The sequence below is a fragment of the Flavobacterium gawalongense genome (genome assembly GCF_007097265.1).
GTDB lineage: Bacteria > Bacteroidota > Bacteroidia > Flavobacteriales > Flavobacteriaceae > Flavobacterium > Flavobacterium gawalongense.
Map to the genome: position 1 here is coordinate 12,061 of NZ_VJZP01000027.1, position 15,089 is coordinate 27,149.

At 33.8% G+C, this 15,089-nt stretch carries 15 protein-coding genes; all 15 read left to right on the top strand.

Annotated features, from left to right (window positions below):
• The first annotated feature begins 11 nt into the window (after window positions 1–11).
• The 15 genes from FNW38_RS13255 (at window position 12) to FNW38_RS13325 (ending at window position 15,081) form a co-directional block, all read left to right on the top strand.
• Window positions 12–1,856 (top strand): heavy metal translocating P-type ATPase, encoded by a 1,845-nt coding sequence (locus FNW38_RS13255; protein ID WP_143388261.1) that lies wholly within the window; start codon window positions 12–14, stop codon window positions 1,854–1,856.
• A gap of 106 nt (window positions 1,857–1,962) precedes the next feature.
• Complete coding sequence (locus FNW38_RS13260; protein WP_143388262.1) at window positions 1,963–3,090, top strand: efflux RND transporter periplasmic adaptor subunit; 1,128 nt, start codon at window positions 1,963–1,965, stop codon at window positions 3,088–3,090.
• A gap of 71 nt (window positions 3,091–3,161) precedes the next feature.
• A complete protein-coding gene (locus FNW38_RS17795) occupies window positions 3,162–3,371 on the top strand; it encodes a chromate transporter (RefSeq protein ID WP_235890203.1) in 210 nt (69 codons plus the stop codon).
• Window positions 3,372–3,382: 11 nt separating this feature from the next.
• Entirely contained in the window at window positions 3,383–4,111 is a 729-nt protein-coding gene (locus FNW38_RS13270) for a superoxide dismutase (protein ID WP_143388263.1), read from the top strand.
• A 112-nt stretch (window positions 4,112–4,223) separates the two neighbouring features.
• The gene (locus FNW38_RS13275) at window positions 4,224–5,342 is read left to right on the top strand and encodes a VIT1/CCC1 transporter family protein (RefSeq protein WP_143388264.1); all 1,119 of its coding nucleotides are present in this window, start codon (window positions 4,224–4,226) and stop codon (window positions 5,340–5,342) included.
• 39 nt (window positions 5,343–5,381) lie between these two features.
• The gene (locus tag FNW38_RS13280) at window positions 5,382–5,912 is read left to right on the top strand and encodes a hypothetical protein (protein ID WP_235890202.1); all 531 of its coding nucleotides are present in this window, start codon (window positions 5,382–5,384) and stop codon (window positions 5,910–5,912) included.
• Window positions 5,913–6,337: 425 nt separating this feature from the next.
• Window positions 6,338–7,195, top strand: a complete 858-nt coding sequence (gene hisG, locus FNW38_RS13285; protein WP_143388265.1) for an ATP phosphoribosyltransferase — start codon at window positions 6,338–6,340, stop codon at window positions 7,193–7,195.
• A 102-nt stretch (window positions 7,196–7,297) separates the two neighbouring features.
• Window positions 7,298–8,590, top strand: coding sequence for a histidinol dehydrogenase (gene hisD / locus FNW38_RS13290; RefSeq protein ID WP_143388266.1), 1,293 nt, complete (start codon window positions 7,298–7,300; stop codon window positions 8,588–8,590).
• Window positions 8,580–9,635, top strand: coding sequence for a histidinol-phosphate transaminase (hisC, locus tag FNW38_RS13295; RefSeq protein ID WP_143388267.1), 1,056 nt, complete (start codon window positions 8,580–8,582; stop codon window positions 9,633–9,635). The genes hisD and hisC overlap by 11 nt, the downstream gene beginning before the upstream one ends.
• 16 nt (window positions 9,636–9,651) lie before the next feature.
• A complete protein-coding gene (gene hisB / locus FNW38_RS13300; protein WP_143388268.1) occupies window positions 9,652–10,788 on the top strand; it encodes a bifunctional histidinol-phosphatase/imidazoleglycerol-phosphate dehydratase HisB in 1,137 nt (378 codons plus the stop codon).
• 99 nt (window positions 10,789–10,887) lie between these two features.
• The gene (gene hisH, locus FNW38_RS13305; protein WP_143388269.1) at window positions 10,888–11,475 is read left to right on the top strand and encodes an imidazole glycerol phosphate synthase subunit HisH; all 588 of its coding nucleotides are present in this window, start codon (window positions 10,888–10,890) and stop codon (window positions 11,473–11,475) included.
• A gap of 113 nt (window positions 11,476–11,588) precedes the next feature.
• Window positions 11,589–12,311: a 1-(5-phosphoribosyl)-5-[(5-phosphoribosylamino)methylideneamino]imidazole-4-carboxamide isomerase gene (gene hisA / locus FNW38_RS13310; protein WP_143388270.1), complete on the top strand. Its 723-nt coding sequence runs from the start codon at window positions 11,589–11,591 to the stop codon at window positions 12,309–12,311.
• Between the two features lie 46 nt (window positions 12,312–12,357).
• Window positions 12,358–13,113: an imidazole glycerol phosphate synthase subunit HisF gene (gene hisF, locus FNW38_RS13315; RefSeq protein ID WP_143388271.1), complete on the top strand. Its 756-nt coding sequence runs from the start codon at window positions 12,358–12,360 to the stop codon at window positions 13,111–13,113.
• A 97-nt stretch (window positions 13,114–13,210) separates the two neighbouring features.
• The gene (hisIE, locus tag FNW38_RS13320) at window positions 13,211–13,810 is read left to right on the top strand and encodes a bifunctional phosphoribosyl-AMP cyclohydrolase/phosphoribosyl-ATP diphosphatase HisIE (protein WP_143388272.1); all 600 of its coding nucleotides are present in this window, start codon (window positions 13,211–13,213) and stop codon (window positions 13,808–13,810) included.
• Between the two features lie 140 nt (window positions 13,811–13,950).
• Window positions 13,951–15,081 carry an alpha/beta hydrolase gene (locus FNW38_RS13325; protein WP_143388273.1) on the top strand — a complete coding sequence of 377 codons (1,131 nt, stop codon included), beginning with the start codon at window positions 13,951–13,953 and terminating at the stop codon, window positions 15,079–15,081.
• Window positions 15,082–15,089: the final 8 nt, after the last annotated feature.

Consider the following 15,089-nt stretch of genomic DNA (forward strand, 5'->3'; position numbering starts at 1 on the left):
ATAGTTTAATTATGAATTATACGCAAACCTTTTTTTCGCGACAGTTCCTTTGGGAAATTGTACGGATAATAATAGTGGGAATAGCCTGTTTATTGTTTTATTTCGATGTTATTCCATTACCTATTTTGATAGCCGCAATGGCTTTCGGTCTTTATTCATTAGTAAAAACTGCGGTACTGGATATCATAAAAGAAAGAAAGATAGGTACCGAATTGTTTATAACCATAGCGGTAATTATTTCAGTTGTTGGTAAGGAATATTTGGCTGGTGCTGTTGTACTGATGATCATCCTTATTGCAGAATATATCGCAAGTGCAAGTACCGAAAAAGCGAGAGCATCTATAAAAGAGTTGATTGGTTCAGTTCCAAAGACTGCGATAGTAAAAAAGAACAGCTCTGAATTAATAGTGCAAATAAGCGATTTAAAAATCGGTGATATTGTTCTGGTAAAAGCCGGAGAAAAAATCCCTGTTGATGGTAAAGTGATTGGCGGATCAGGTTCTGTGAACCAGGCCCCCATAACCGGCGAAAGTGTACCTCAGGAAAAAACAGCGGGAAGTGAAGCATTTGCCGGAACCATACTGGAATTAGGTGCGCTCGATATAGAAATGGCAAAAGCAGGATTAGACACCGTTTTTTCGCGTATTATAGCCTTGGTGGAAGAGGCAGAAAGCCAGCAAGCACCTATTGAAAAATTTACTGATAAAGTAGCGGCGTGGCTTATTCCGGTGGTATTTATTTTTGTTGGTACCGTTTACTTTTTTACCCGGGATGTCAAACTGGTGATTGCATTGCTGATTTTTACTTCTCCTGCCGAATTAGGTTTGGCAACACCGCTTGTGACCATTGCTGCAATTGCACGTGCTGCGAGAGAAGGTATTTTGATAAAAGGAGGTTTGTTTTTAGAAGAGCTTGCTAAAGTAACTACCATTGTTTTTGATAAAACAGGCACATTAACCGTTGGAAGTCCTATAGTGAATACCGTTGATATAATAGATCCTGCTTATAGTGAAAACCAATTGGTTCAATTCGCTGCTACTGTAGACCGACGTTCCAGCCATCCATTAGCAAAAGCAATCTTAAGCTATGCGGATCAATTAAAACTTACCTATGGCGAGCCTGAAAATTTCGAGGTGGTAAAAGGACGGGGTGTTTCCGCAAAAATAGATGGCAAATCGGTTTTATTAGGGAACAAGCTCTTTATGGAAGAAAGTAAAGTACCTGTGTCGAAATCCTCAGAAAGTATTACCGATACTGCTATTTATCTTTCAGTTGATAATAAATTGGCGGGTATCTTTTATATATCCGATGCGATACGTGAAGGTGCAAAAGAAATGATTGAAGGTTTAAGAAAAAGTGGAATTCAAAACATAATTATGCTTACCGGTGATAATCCTGAAACTGCCAAGCACGTTGCCAATCAGATAGGAATTACCGATTTTAGAGCCAATTTATTGCCCGAAGACAAAATCAATATCATAAAAGAATTGCAAAAAGACGGTTCTAAGATTGCAATGGTGGGCGACGGCATTAATGATGCGCCTGCTTTAGTCCAGGCAAATATAGGTATAGCAATGGGTGCTATGGGAACCGAAGCAGCAATGGAAGCGGCTGATATCGTCCTGATGCAGGATAATTTGGAAAAAATCGCCAAGGCTCGTGCTATTAGTAAAAGAGCCTATCGTACCATTCGTGAAAATATTTTTGTAGGGGTTGGTGTTGTTCATGTGATTGGAATTACCCTTGTCTTGCTTAAAATAATTGGACCGATTGAAGCAGCAGCTATTCATTTGCTTCCTGACACTTTAGTCTTTATTAATTCCATAAAACTCCTTCGCGTTAAGATTGATGCCTAACCGATTATCAATTGCAATGAGATTTTAAATAACAAACACTATCTTAATATTCAAAATAAATAAAATGAAATCGCAGAGTCACAAACACCAAAATAAAAATACAATCATGAGTAAAAATACAATCATTACAATAATGGCAATAGTATTCCTTTCTTCGTGTGGAGATAAGAAAACAGAAAACGAAACAGAAGCCACTCCAACTATCGAAAACACGACAACACTTACCGATGTACAAATTAAAAATGCAGGTATTGAAACGGGGAAAATTGAGCAAAAAAAAATTTCATCTACATTAAAATTAAATGGCAAAATAGATGTGCCTCCTCAAAATTTAATTTCCATTAGTGTGCCAATGGGAGGTTATTTAAAATATACCAAACTTTTAGAAGGAATGCATGTAACCAAAGGACAAGTTTTGTGCGTTGTAGAAGATCAACGATACATTCAACTGCAAGAAGATTATCTTTTGGCGAAAGCAAAAATAGGATACGCAAAAGCCGAATTCGAAAGACAAAAAGAACTCAACCAAAGCAAAGCCAGTAGCGACAAAGTGTATCAACAAGCACAATCCGAATACAATTCACTTTTAATAATGGTGCAATCCTATGGTGAAAAATTAAAATTTGCAGGGATAAATCCAAATAATGTTTCGACAAAAAACATTTCAAAAAGCATCAATATTTATTCACCTATAAATGGTTATGTTTCAAAAGTAAATGTGAATATTGGTAAGTATGTAAACCCAAGCGACATTTTATTCGAGATTGTAAATCCTTCGGATATTCATTTGGCATTGACCGTTTTTGAAAAAGACATCAATAAATTAGCTATTGGCCAATCTTTATTGGCATACACTAACACCAATCCAGAAAAAAAATATCCTTGCGAAATTATTTTAATTGGTAAAGATTTTACAGAAAATCGAAGTACAGAAATGCACTGTCATTTTACAAAATACGATAAAGCACTTTTACCGGGAATGTACATGAATGCCGAAATCGAATTAAACAGTAAGCAATCTAATGTCTTGCCATCAAATGCCATAGTAAATTATGAAAACAAGAATTATGTTTTCGTAGCAAAAGGAAGTAAGCTCTTTGAAATGAAAGAAGTTACAACTGGAACATCCGAAAACGGGTTTACCGAAATTATTTCAAATGATGATTTAAAAGATGCTACAATCGTTATTAAAGGTGCTTATGCACTTTTAATGAAAATGAAGAATATGGAGTAATAAAAAAATGTAAATTAGTTCTAACGTTAAAACCAATTGAAAATAAGAGTTAAACTTTGTAAATAAACATAATGCAAAATTATACTTTAAAAGAATTTGTACTTTATTTCCTAAAATTAGGGACAATTGGTTTTGGTGGTCCTGTTGCATTAGTTGGTTATACACATAAAAATTTAGTTGAAAATTACAAATGGATTTCTGAAGCAGGCAGAGTTGATTTTTGGACAAAAGCCAATGTACAATCTTATTTTGATGGTTTAACAATTAAACCAATAAACTAAAATATTTTACAATGAACAGAAAAGAGTTTTTGAAATCGAGTACTTTATTTGGAGTAGCTTCACTAATACTTCCTACTACTAATGCGTTTGCTAAAAATTTAGCTGACAATCCTATTGATAAATTAGTAGATGCAAATGGTAATTACATTCAGCAGATTTTACCATATAGCGAAAGCTTTTTAGAGCCTTATATGGATACAGAAACCTTGCATTTGCATTATACTTTTCACCATGGAAGTGCGGTAAAAGGCGCAAACAAAGATTTGCAAATGATAAAAAAAGCATTGGACGATAACAATTTGGAGACCATTGATTTTTGGACAAAAAAACTATCCTATCATTTTTCATCACATATCTTGCATTCCATTTTTTGGACAAATCTTACTAATAAAAGCACCTTGCCACAAGGCGATTTACTAAAACGAATTGAAAAAAGTTTTGGTAGTTACGACAGGTTGAAAGTTTTAATTGCTGCCACTTCAAAAAATGTAGATGGCAATGGTTGGGGTATTTTAGCGTATCAGCCTTACAGCGATAGTTTAGTGATCTTGCAATGCGAAAACCACGAAAAACTAACACAATGGGGAGCAATTCCATTATTGGTTATTGATGTTTGGGAACACGCCTATTATTTAAAATACAAAAATAAGCGAACTGATTTTGTAGATGCACTATTCAATATCATCAATTGGGATAACGTGGCGATGCGATTGAACGATGCCTTAAAGCTGACCCGATAATAAATTGGATTAGCATTAGCATCAAATAAAAAATGCTACTTTAGTTGAAATAATAAATGATTCTTCAAAAATTCTTGTAAAAGGCATTTTTGATATCGTAAATTAGATAAATATGGATTTAAACAAACTAAAAGATCAATTACAGACTGAAGTAGATACTTCCTTTTTGTATGATAGCATTGCCGCAATTCAATCGGATGATAATCTTACAAGAGTCTTACGAGGTTTATCGGAAATAGAAAAAGGACATGCTAAACACATGCTGGATAAAGTATTAACGACTGAAAAGGATTATAAAATGCCTTTGCCTTCAGGAAGAGCTAAATTTCAACTGAAATTGGGTAAAATTTTTGGCTACAATTCTATTATCAGCAGTCTTTCGAGTATAGAAAAACAATTTGCTGTAAATGCAATAAAAAACAAAATTGAAAGCGGGGAGAAGCCAACTGGTTTTGAACACAATCATCTTAAAATTATTGAAGCCGTAAATAATAATGCAGCACTGAATGTTTCAGGTGGTTTTTTATCTAAATTTGAAAGTAGACACAAGACTGTTGGAGGTAATGCATTACGAGCAGCTGTTTTAGGCTCTAATGACGGATTAGTTTCTAATATGAGTTTGGTAATGGGAGTTGCCGGCGCTGCAGTTTCTAATAATACAATATTATTAACCGGTATTGCAGGACTTTTGGCTGGAGCAATTTCAATGGCTTTGGGCGAATGGCTTTCGGTGCAAAGTTCCAGAGAATTAAACCAACGCCAAATTGACTTGGAAACAGAAGAACTGGAAGCTTCGCCCGAAGAAGAAAAAAAAGAGCTTGTATTGTTGTATCAGGCTAAAGGAATGAATATTGAAGAAGCTAAAAAATTAGCTGAAAAAGCATTTGAAAATCCTCAAACGGCAATAGATGCAATCATTACTGAGGAATTAGGTATTGATAAAGAAGAATTAGGAGGTTCAGCATGGGAAGCTGCCACTGCATCATTTGTTCTTTTTTCCATTGGAGCAATTATTCCGTTATATCCTTTTATATTTTTAGACGGAAAAAACGCAATTTTATTGAGTCTTGGAAGCAGTGTTATTGGTCTTTTTGGAATAGGGGCCGCAATAACCTTATTAACAGGAAAAAGTGTTGTGTTCTCTGGACTTAGACAAGTATCTTTCGGATTGGTTGCTGCTGCGGTAACCTATGGAATTGGCTCTTTAATTGGTGTTTCATTGGCTGGATAATCGTAAACCTTAACTTTTAAACCTTAAACAAATTATATTATGAATGACGCACATTTACACATGGTGGTAAACCATTTTCCAATTATCGGGACGATTTTAGGACTTGGAATTTTAATAACTGGAATAATTTTAAAGAACAATTCGGTAAAAAATACCGCTTATGTTTTATTCATTGTTGCGGCTGTTTTTGCCGCATTTAGTATAGGAACTGGTGAAGGAGCTGAGAAAATGGTTGAAGATATGCCTAATATCGGCAAAAGAATAATTCATGAACACGAAGAAATAGCAGAAAAGCTAGCAATTGTATTGTATTTACTTGGAGCCATTTCACTTTTAGGTATAGTTTTAAATATAAAAAATCATTCTAAAGCTAAATTTATATCTTTTGTAGCAGTTATTGTAGCAATTATAGGTGTTTATTTAACAACTTTAGTGGGTACTTCCGGAGGTGAAATTCGTCACACAGAAATAAGAGAAGACAGCGCTGATTCAACTATTAAAAACAGTGTTGATTCAGAAAAAGGAGCTCCTGTTTCAAAAAATTCAGAGCCAAAAGAATACGACAGATAGTATTAATTTAACCCGTTGGGTGAATTAGTTTTTAATACTAATTTTCTAGTTCTCGATACATTTTTTGTTCCGTTTTACTGCACAAAATCCCGAAGCGTCGGGACGAACTGACGTTTTGAATAATTACACCCGACGGGTTAATTTAACAATAAGGTATCTTTAAGTTAAATTAAAAATTGGATTATAAATGTTTTATCTCTTATATTTGCAAAAGAATTTAAGATCAATACAATTACACAAAACATGTTAACAAATAAATTACATCATCACCATTTTCATTATTGCTCTCAAGCGATGTGTTAATGTTATGTGTGTAAATCATCATAATCTAAAAACCCGTTTGAGTACATCAAGCGGGTTTTTTATTGCCTAATATTTGTACTCAATCATAATATTCTAAACAAAAACAAAAACTAAACAAAAAAATGAGTACACTAAAAATTGCAATTCAAAAATCAGGACGTTTAAACGAAGACAGTATCCAAATTCTAAAAGATTGTGGAATTTCCATAAACAATGGGAATGACCAACTTAAAGCGGAAGCAACCAATTTTCCATTAGAGGTTTTATACCTTAGAAACTCAGATATTCCTCAATATTTAATTGATGGAGTTGTAGATGTTGCCATTGTAGGAGACAATCTTTTGGTAGAGAAAGGAAAAAATATTAAAATTGCTCAAAAACTGGGTTTTTCAAAATGCAAAGTTTCTGTTGCTGTTCCAAAAACATTTGAATATACATCAATCAAAGACTTAGATGGTTTGCGTATTGCCACTTCTTATCCCAATACGGTTAACGAATACTTTAATTCATTTGGATTGACAGTGGATATTCACCAAATTTCCGGATCTGTAGAAATTGCACCAAATATAGGTTTAGCAGATGCTATAGTAGATATTGTTTCAAGTGGAAGTACTTTATTTAAAAATAATCTTAAAGAAGTAGAGGTAATTTTGAAAAGTGAGGCTGTTTTGGCCGTTTCTCCAAAAGTTACTCCAGAAATTCAAAAAATAATTGACATCCTTCGGTTTAGAATTGAATCGGTTTTGAGAGCCAGAAAATCAAAATATATTTTGATGAATGTTCCTAACGATAAAATAGAAGCGATAGGTAACATATTACCGGTATTAAAAAGCCTTACCGTTTTGCCGTTGGCAGAAGAAGGTTGGAGCAGCGTACACTCAGTAATAGATAAAGATACTTTTTGGGATGTTATCGATCAATTGAAAGAAGCTGGAGCCGAAGGTATTTTGGTTTGCCCAATTGAGAAAATGGTTTTGTAAAGCTTTAGGCCATAAGCTAAAAGCTATAAGCCAAGACTGAAAGTAAATATTAATTCTGAAATAGCCTAAAGCATATAACTTAAGGCTTAAAGTATAAATAAAATGAATAAAATATACAATCCAAAACCAGAAACTTGGTCTTCCATTTTAGAGAGACCTACTAAGACTGTTGATGATATTGAAGCAACAGTAAAAGAAATTTTCAAGGAAGTACAAAAGAAAGGTGATATTGCTGTTGCAAAATATACTTCACTTTTTGACGGTGCATCAATCGAAAAATTAGAGGTTTCTAAAGCTGAAATTGACGAGGCTATTGCATCTATTTCTTCTGAATTAAAAGAGGCTATTCAACTAGCAAAGACAAATATAAAACGATTTCATTCTGCTCAAAAAACTGAAAGAGTAGTAGTAGAAACTATTGAAGGAGTAAATTGTTGGCAGGAAAAAAGACCAATCCAAAAAATTGGGTTATACATTCCTGGAGGAACTGCTCCATTATTTTCTACTGTTTTAATGCTTGCTGTTCCTGCAAAAATTGCAGGTTGTAACGAGATTGTTTTGTGTTCACCTCCGGATAAAAACGGAACTATAAATCCAGCTATCTTATATGCTGCAAATTTGTGTGGTGTAACCAAAATTTTAAAAGTAGGAGGTATTCAGGCTATTGCCGGAATGACTTTTGGAACGGAAACGATTCCTAAAGTGTATAAAATTTTCGGTCCCGGAAATCAATTTGTAACCGTGGCTAAACAATTGGCAACACAATTTGGCGTAGCAATTGACATGCCTGCCGGACCATCGGAATTATTGATTGTGGCTGATGATACTGCAGTTCCCGCTTTTGTAGCATCTGATTTATTATCTCAAGCAGAACATGGAGCAGACAGTCAAGTTATTTTGGTTTCAACCTCAAAGAAATTAATTGATGCTGTTGAAAATGAAATACAAATACAAATGGATGTACTTCCAAGAAAAACCATTGCTGAAAAAGCCATTGCCAATTCTAAATTGATTTATGTTGAAAATGATACTATTGCATTAGAATTAATCAATGAATATGGACCGGAACATTTTATCATTTGTTCTCAATACGATGATTTTTACAGTAATGGAATTCATAATGCAGGTTCTGTTTTTATAGGGAATTATACTCCCGAAAGTGCTGGTGATTACGCGTCAGGAACCAATCATACCTTGCCTACAAACGGTTATGCAAAGAATTATAGCGGTGTAAATCTGGATAGTTTTACTAAAGCAATGACTTTTCAAAAGATAACTGAAATAGGAATACAAAATATAGGTAAAGCCATAGAAATCATGGCCGAAACAGAAGGTTTACAAGCACACAAAAATGCTGTTACATTACGATTAAAAGCGATTGAAGATGGAAAATAATTTCGATATAAATAATTTAGTTAGAGAAAACGTAAAGCAATTGAAACCCTATTCTTCGGCACGCGATGAATTTGAGGATTTTGATACTGCAGATATGATTTTTTTGGATGCCAATGAAAATCCGTTTGAAAATGGGGTAAATCGGTACCCAGATCCACAACAAATGAGTGTAAAAGGAATTTTGGCAAAACAAAGAAATGTCAAAACGAATCAAATTTTACTTGGAAATGGAAGTGATGAAGTATTGGATTTATTATTCAGAGCTTTTTGTGAACCAAAAACGGACAATGTAATCACTTTGCCTCCAACATATGGAATGTATGGCGTTTTGGCTAATATCAATGCAGTTGAAAATAAAGAAATTTTACTTTCAGAAGATTTTCAACCGCAAATTGAGAAAATCATGGAAGCTGTTGATGAAAACACTAAAATCATCTTTTTGTGTTCACCAAATAATCCAACTGGAAATTCATTTTCAGATGAAAGCGTGGCCTATTTGTTGAAAAACTTCAATGGTTTGGTTGTAATTGATGAAGCGTATATCGATTTTTCAAAAAAGGAAAGTTGGATTAATAAACTAGAAGAATATCCAAATTTGGTCATTACCCAAACACTATCTAAAGCGTATGGTTTGGCAGGAATTAGATTAGGAATTTGTTATGCATCTGCAGCAGTAATTTCGGTTTTGAATAAAATAAAACCACCTTATAATGTGAATGAATTGACTCAAAAAAGAGCTTTGGACAGATTAGATGATTCAGAAAAAATAAAATCTGAAATTGAATCGATAATAGCGCAAAGAGAAAAGTTACTTAAAATATTACTTAATGTAAAATTCACCAAAAAAATCTATCCTACAGAAGCCAATTTTATTTTGATAAAAGTTGATGATGCCAATAAAAGGTATGATGAATTGATTGCAAAAGGAATCGTAATTAGAAACCGAACAACCCAACCTTTATGCGATAATTGTTTGCGTTTAACAGTTGGAACCGAATTGGAAAATAAAAAATTAATAGCAGCATTGCAAAGCCTAAACGCTTAGTTTAAATAATTATATAATGAAAAAAATACTTTTTATAGATCGTGATGGAACAATGGTTTTGGAACCAAATGATTATCAATTAGACAGTTTCGAAAAATTAGAATTTTATCCAAAAGCCTTTCAATATCTTGGAAAAATTGCTTTGGAACTTGATTTTGAACTCGTAATGGTTACGAATCAAGATGGTTTGGGAACTGATTCTCATCCGGAAATTAACTTTTGGCCAGTTCATAATTTAATTATGAAAGCTTTTGAAAATGAAGGAGTTGTTTTCAAAGAAGTATTAATTGACAAAACATTTCCGCACGAAAATGCACCAACTCGCAAACCTGCAATCGGAATGTTGGCAAAATACATTGATAATCCGGATTATGATTTAGAAAATTCATTCGTAATAGGAGACAGAATAACTGATGTGGAATTGGCAAAAAACTTGGGTTCAAAAGCGATTTTTATCAACACGGACGAAGCTTTGGGAAGTGCCGAAATTGCTTCAAAAAGAGAAGAACTTGACTCGGTTGTTGCTTTACAAACTACAGATTGGAAAGTAATTTATGAGTTTTTGAAATTAGAAGAGCGTTCTGCTTCAATAGAAAGAAAAACCAACGAAACGGATATTTATATTAATTTAAACCTTGACGGAACCGGAAAAAGCAAAATTGAAACAGGAATTGCCTTTTTTGACCACATGTTGGACCAAATTGCGCGTCACGGACAAATGGATTTAGAAATCCTTGTAAAAGGAGATTTAGAAGTGGACGAACATCATACGATTGAAGATACAGCAATTGCGCTTGGTGAAGTTTTTGCAAAAGCATTAGGAAATAAATTAGGTATCGAACGTTACGGTTTTTGTTTACCAATGGATGATTGTTTAGCGCAAGTGGCTATTGATTTTGGAGGTAGAAACTGGTTGGTTTGGGAAACCGAATTTAAACGTGAAATGGTAGGAAAAATGCCGACGGAGATGTTTTATCATTTCTTCAAATCTTTCTCGGATGGTGCCAAAGCCAACATCAACATCAAAGCGGAAGGAACGAATGAGCATCACAAGATAGAAGCCATTTTTAAAGCTTTTGCGAAAGCAATAAAAGTAGCCGTAAAACGTGATACGGAGAAAATGATCTTGCCAAGCACGAAGGGAATGCTTTAGTTTAAGGTGTAAGTTTTAAGTATGAGTTATTACGTTTAATAATAAAATCAAAATGCTTAAAACTTCATCCTTACAACTTAATATTTAATACTTATAAAAGTGAAAATAGTAATCATAAATTACGGAGCAGGAAACATTCAAAGCATTATGTTTGCAATAGAAAGATTGGGATTCAAAGCGGTTTTGAGTAACAATCCTGAGGAAATTAAGGCAGCCGATAAAGTTATTTTCCCAGGTGTTGGTGAAGCAAGTTATGCTATGCGAATGCTTCAGGAAAGTGGATTGGAGACTTTGATTCCAACCTTGAAACAACCTGTTTTGGGCATTTGTTTAGGCATGCAATTGATGTGCAACAAATCGGAGGAAGGAAATACAAAAGGCTTGGGGATTTTTGATGTTGATGTGATCAAATTTACGCCAAAAGTAAAAGTGCCACAAATGGGCTGGAACCAGATATATAATTTGAAATCGCCTTTATTTGAAGGGATTAATGAAAACGAATACATGTATTTGGTACACAGTTTTTATGCTCCTCTTTGTGCCGAAACGATTGCGACAACAAATTATGAAGTAGAATACGCCTCAGCTTTGCAAAAGGATAATTTCTACGGAACACAATTTCACCCTGAGAAAAGTGGCGATATTGGAGAACAAATTTTGGCTAATTTTTTAAAATTAAATGATTGAAAAATTCAAAGATTGAAAAATTAAAAAACTGAAGACATCTATTTTTTGTTTAATATAATTTTAGTAAATCTTTTAATATTTCAATTTTTAAATCTTTAATAATAATAAAAAAAATGAGAATAATACCTGCAATAGATATCATAGACGGAAAATGTGTTCGCTTATCAAAAGGCGATTACAATACCAAAATTATATATAATGAAAATCCGCTTGAAGTGGCGAAATCATTTGAAGCACACGGAATAGAATATTTACACTTGGTTGATTTAGACGGTGCAAAGTCAAGCCAAATTGTTAATTATAAAATACTGGAGCAAATTGCTACACAAACCAAATTGAAGATTGATTTTGGTGGTGGATTAAAATCGGATTCCGATTTAAAAATCGCTTTTGAAAGTGGTGCCAACCAAATTACCGGCGGAAGTATTGCCGTTAAAAACAGAAAGTTATTCGAAAAATGGATTGCAGAATATGGTTCTGATAAAATCATTTTAGGAGCCGATGCCAATAACGAAAAAGTAGCAGTTTCGGGTTGGTTAGAAGATTCAAATGAAGACTTAATTCCTTTCATACAAGACTACCAAAGCAAAGGAATTCAGTATGTAATTTGTACCGATATTGCTAAAGACGGTATGCTTGAAGGACCTTCTTTTGATTTATACGCTAAAATTTTGGCGCAAGCCAGCGGCATAAAATTGATTGCTTCAGGAGGAATTTCTACTTTTGATGAATTACCAAAACTAGCCGAATTGGGTTGTGAAGGAACCATAATCGGAAAAGCAATTTACGAAGGACGAATTTCGTTGAAACAATTGGAAAAATATATCATAATGTAGATTGTAAAGACGCACCGCAGTGCGTCTCTACATAAAAATAAATAAAATGCTTACAAAAAGAATTATTCCCTGTCTCGACATAAAAAACGGAAGAACCGTAAAAGGAGTTAATTTTGTGGACTTGCGTGATGCTGGAGATCCAGTAGAATTAGCCAAAATATATTCGGATGAAGGTGCTGATGAATTGGTTTTCTTGGATATTTCGGCAACGGAAGAAAGAAGAAAAACCTTGGTTGATTTGGTACGTAAAGTCGCTTCGACAATTAATATTCCGTTTACCGTTGGTGGTGGAATTTCATCTGTTACTGATGTAGAAGTATTATTGCAAAACGGAGCAGATAAAGTTTCAATTAATTCATCAGCTGTGAAAAATCCGCAGTTGATAAATGATTTGGCACAAAAATTTGGAAGTCAATGCGTCGTTGTTGCGATTGATGCCAAACAGATTGATGGACAATGGATTGTTCATTTAGTGGGAGGAAAAGTACCTACAGAATTGAATTTATTTGATTGGGCCAAAGAAGTAGAGCAAAGAGGTGCAGGCGAAATCTTGTTTACCTCTATGGACAATGACGGAACTAAGAATGGATTTGCAAATGAGGCTTTGGCAAAACTTTCGGAGTTAGTTAATATTCCTATAATCGCTTCTGGTGGTGCGGGAAACATACAACATTTTGTAGATACTTTTCTGGAAGGAAAAGCAGATGCAGCATTGGCCGCAAGTGTATTTCATTTTAAAGAAATTGAAATCAAAACATTAAAAAAAGAGCTTAAAAACAACAATATAGAAGTGCGTATTTAAGTAATAAGTTTTAAGTATGAATTATTAAGTTTGAATTGCTTAATATTTACCACTTAATATTTACGACTTAATATTTACGACTTAATACTTAAAAAAAATGAACATAGATTTCTCAAAAAATACAGACGGATTAATTCCTGCCATAATTCAAGATAGCGAAACCAAAACGGTTTTGATGTTGGGTTTCATGAATGCCGAAGCGTATCAAAAAACAGTTGATACTAAAAAAGTAACATTTTATAGCCGTACGAAACAAAGACTTTGGACAAAAGGTGAGGAAAGTGGCAATTTTTTGAATTTGATTGACATCAAAAACGATTGTGATAATGATACGTTATTGATTCAGGTAAAACCGGAAGGACCTACGTGTCACAAAGGAACAGATACGTGTTGGGCTGACGAAAATAAACCAGATTATGGATTTATTTCAAATTTAGAGGACACAATCCAACTTCGAAGAGAAAATGCGGATTCTGAAAAAAGTTATGTAGCTTCGTTGTTTAAATTAGGGATGAACAAAATTGCCCAGAAAGTAGGCGAGGAAGCGATTGAAGTAGTTATTGAAGCCAAAGATGATAACGATGATTTGTTTTTGAGCGAAAGTGCCGATTTGCTTTTTCATTACCTTATTTTATTGCAAGCCAAAGGATTTAAGCTAAACGATGTTGTTGAAGTTTTAAAAAGTCGCCAAAAGTAAAATACATCAAATAATTTTTTACAAATACAAACCCAATAGGAAATTCATTTGCTATTGGGTTTTCTTTTTTCTTTTATTTCAAATCGCAATCGACTATATTTACTATTTATTTTTAAAATACAAGTACAACAATGCAAGTGATGAATTCAGATAATACCACATTTACCGAAGAATTAAATAATCCGATACTAAATACAGGGCTACATATAATCCTTACAACCGACGAAGATGATGCGAGACCGGTTTATATTTCAGGAAATTTTAATAATTGGCGTACTCAGGAGAAAGAATTTATGATGGAGAAAATTGGTATTGGTTTGTATCATTACAAATTTTCACATGATTTTGATTATCCTAAAGAGCTTTTGTATAAATTTACGAAAGGGGATTGGAGTGAAGTAGAAATTGACAGCCGTGGAAATCGTACTGAAAACCGTTCAACACACGATCATACTGGCATTCAAAAAGAATATGTAGCCAGATGGAGAAAAAACTGGTTGCCGTTTAAGCAATCTTTTTTGCCACAAGTTCAGTTAATTTCAGATGAATTTATAATTCCGCAACTCAACAAAACCAGAAAGATTTGGGCTTTGTTGCCTCATGATTATGATAATTCAAATGAAAGTTATCCGGTGATGTATTTGCAGGATGCCCAAAATTTATTCAATGAAGCAGCAGAATTTGGGAATTGGGAAATTGATAAAAAGCTGGCAGTTATGTCAGAGTATAAAATTGGAAAAATTATAATAATCGCAATAGAACACGCCGAAGAAGACCGTGTAAAAGAATACAATGTTGGGAAAACAGTATTGGGAAAAGGTCAAGGCAAAAAATACATCCGTTTTGTAACGGATACGCTAAAACCGTTTGTAGACAGTAATTTTCGAACCAAAAAAGAACGGGAATTTACTGGAATAGGAGGAAGCTCTATGGGGGGATTGATTAGTATTTTTAGTGGATTGAGAAACCCCGAAGTTTATGGGAAATTAATGATTTTTTCGCCATCGCTTTGGGTAGTTCCAGAACTAAAAATCAATTCTGAAAAAGCCGATACAGCCGACACAAAAATTTATTTATATGCTGGTGGAGATGAAAGTGAAACAATGATTGAACATATAAAAAAGTTTCAGAATGATTTGATTTCAAGCGAATTTGTAAAAGACAAATCGAAGATTAATTTAAGTATCAATAGACAAGGGAAACATAGCGAAACGTATTGGAGCGATGAATTTCCTAAAGCAATAGAATGGTTATTTTTTAATACAAAATAATCGTAGAG

Excerpts from the sequence above, each read along its gene's own strand:
- FNW38_RS13255 (WP_143388261.1), top strand. The coding sequence starts at position 12 with ATGAATTATACGCAAACCTTTTTTTCGCGACAGTTCCTTTGGGAAATT.
- FNW38_RS13260 (WP_143388262.1), top strand. The coding sequence starts at position 1,963 with ATGAGTAAAAATACAATCATTACAATAATGGCAATAGTATTCCTTTCT.
- FNW38_RS17795 (WP_235890203.1), top strand. The coding sequence starts at position 3,162 with ATGCAAAATTATACTTTAAAAGAATTTGTACTTTATTTCCTAAAATTA.
- FNW38_RS13270 (WP_143388263.1), top strand. The coding sequence starts at position 3,383 with ATGAACAGAAAAGAGTTTTTGAAATCGAGTACTTTATTTGGAGTAGCT.
- FNW38_RS13275 (WP_143388264.1), top strand. The coding sequence starts at position 4,224 with ATGGATTTAAACAAACTAAAAGATCAATTACAGACTGAAGTAGATACT.
- FNW38_RS13280 (WP_235890202.1), top strand. The coding sequence starts at position 5,382 with ATGAATGACGCACATTTACACATGGTGGTAAACCATTTTCCAATTATC.
- hisG (WP_143388265.1), top strand. The coding sequence starts at position 6,338 with ATGAGTACACTAAAAATTGCAATTCAAAAATCAGGACGTTTAAACGAA.
- hisD (WP_143388266.1), top strand. The coding sequence starts at position 7,298 with ATGAATAAAATATACAATCCAAAACCAGAAACTTGGTCTTCCATTTTA.
- hisC (WP_143388267.1), top strand. The coding sequence starts at position 8,580 with ATGGAAAATAATTTCGATATAAATAATTTAGTTAGAGAAAACGTAAAG.
- hisB (WP_143388268.1), top strand. The coding sequence starts at position 9,652 with ATGAAAAAAATACTTTTTATAGATCGTGATGGAACAATGGTTTTGGAA.
- hisA (WP_143388270.1), top strand. The coding sequence starts at position 11,589 with ATGAGAATAATACCTGCAATAGATATCATAGACGGAAAATGTGTTCGC.
- hisF (WP_143388271.1), top strand. The coding sequence starts at position 12,358 with ATGCTTACAAAAAGAATTATTCCCTGTCTCGACATAAAAAACGGAAGA.
- hisIE (WP_143388272.1), top strand. The coding sequence starts at position 13,211 with ATGAACATAGATTTCTCAAAAAATACAGACGGATTAATTCCTGCCATA.
- FNW38_RS13325 (WP_143388273.1), top strand. The coding sequence starts at position 13,951 with ATGAATTCAGATAATACCACATTTACCGAAGAATTAAATAATCCGATA.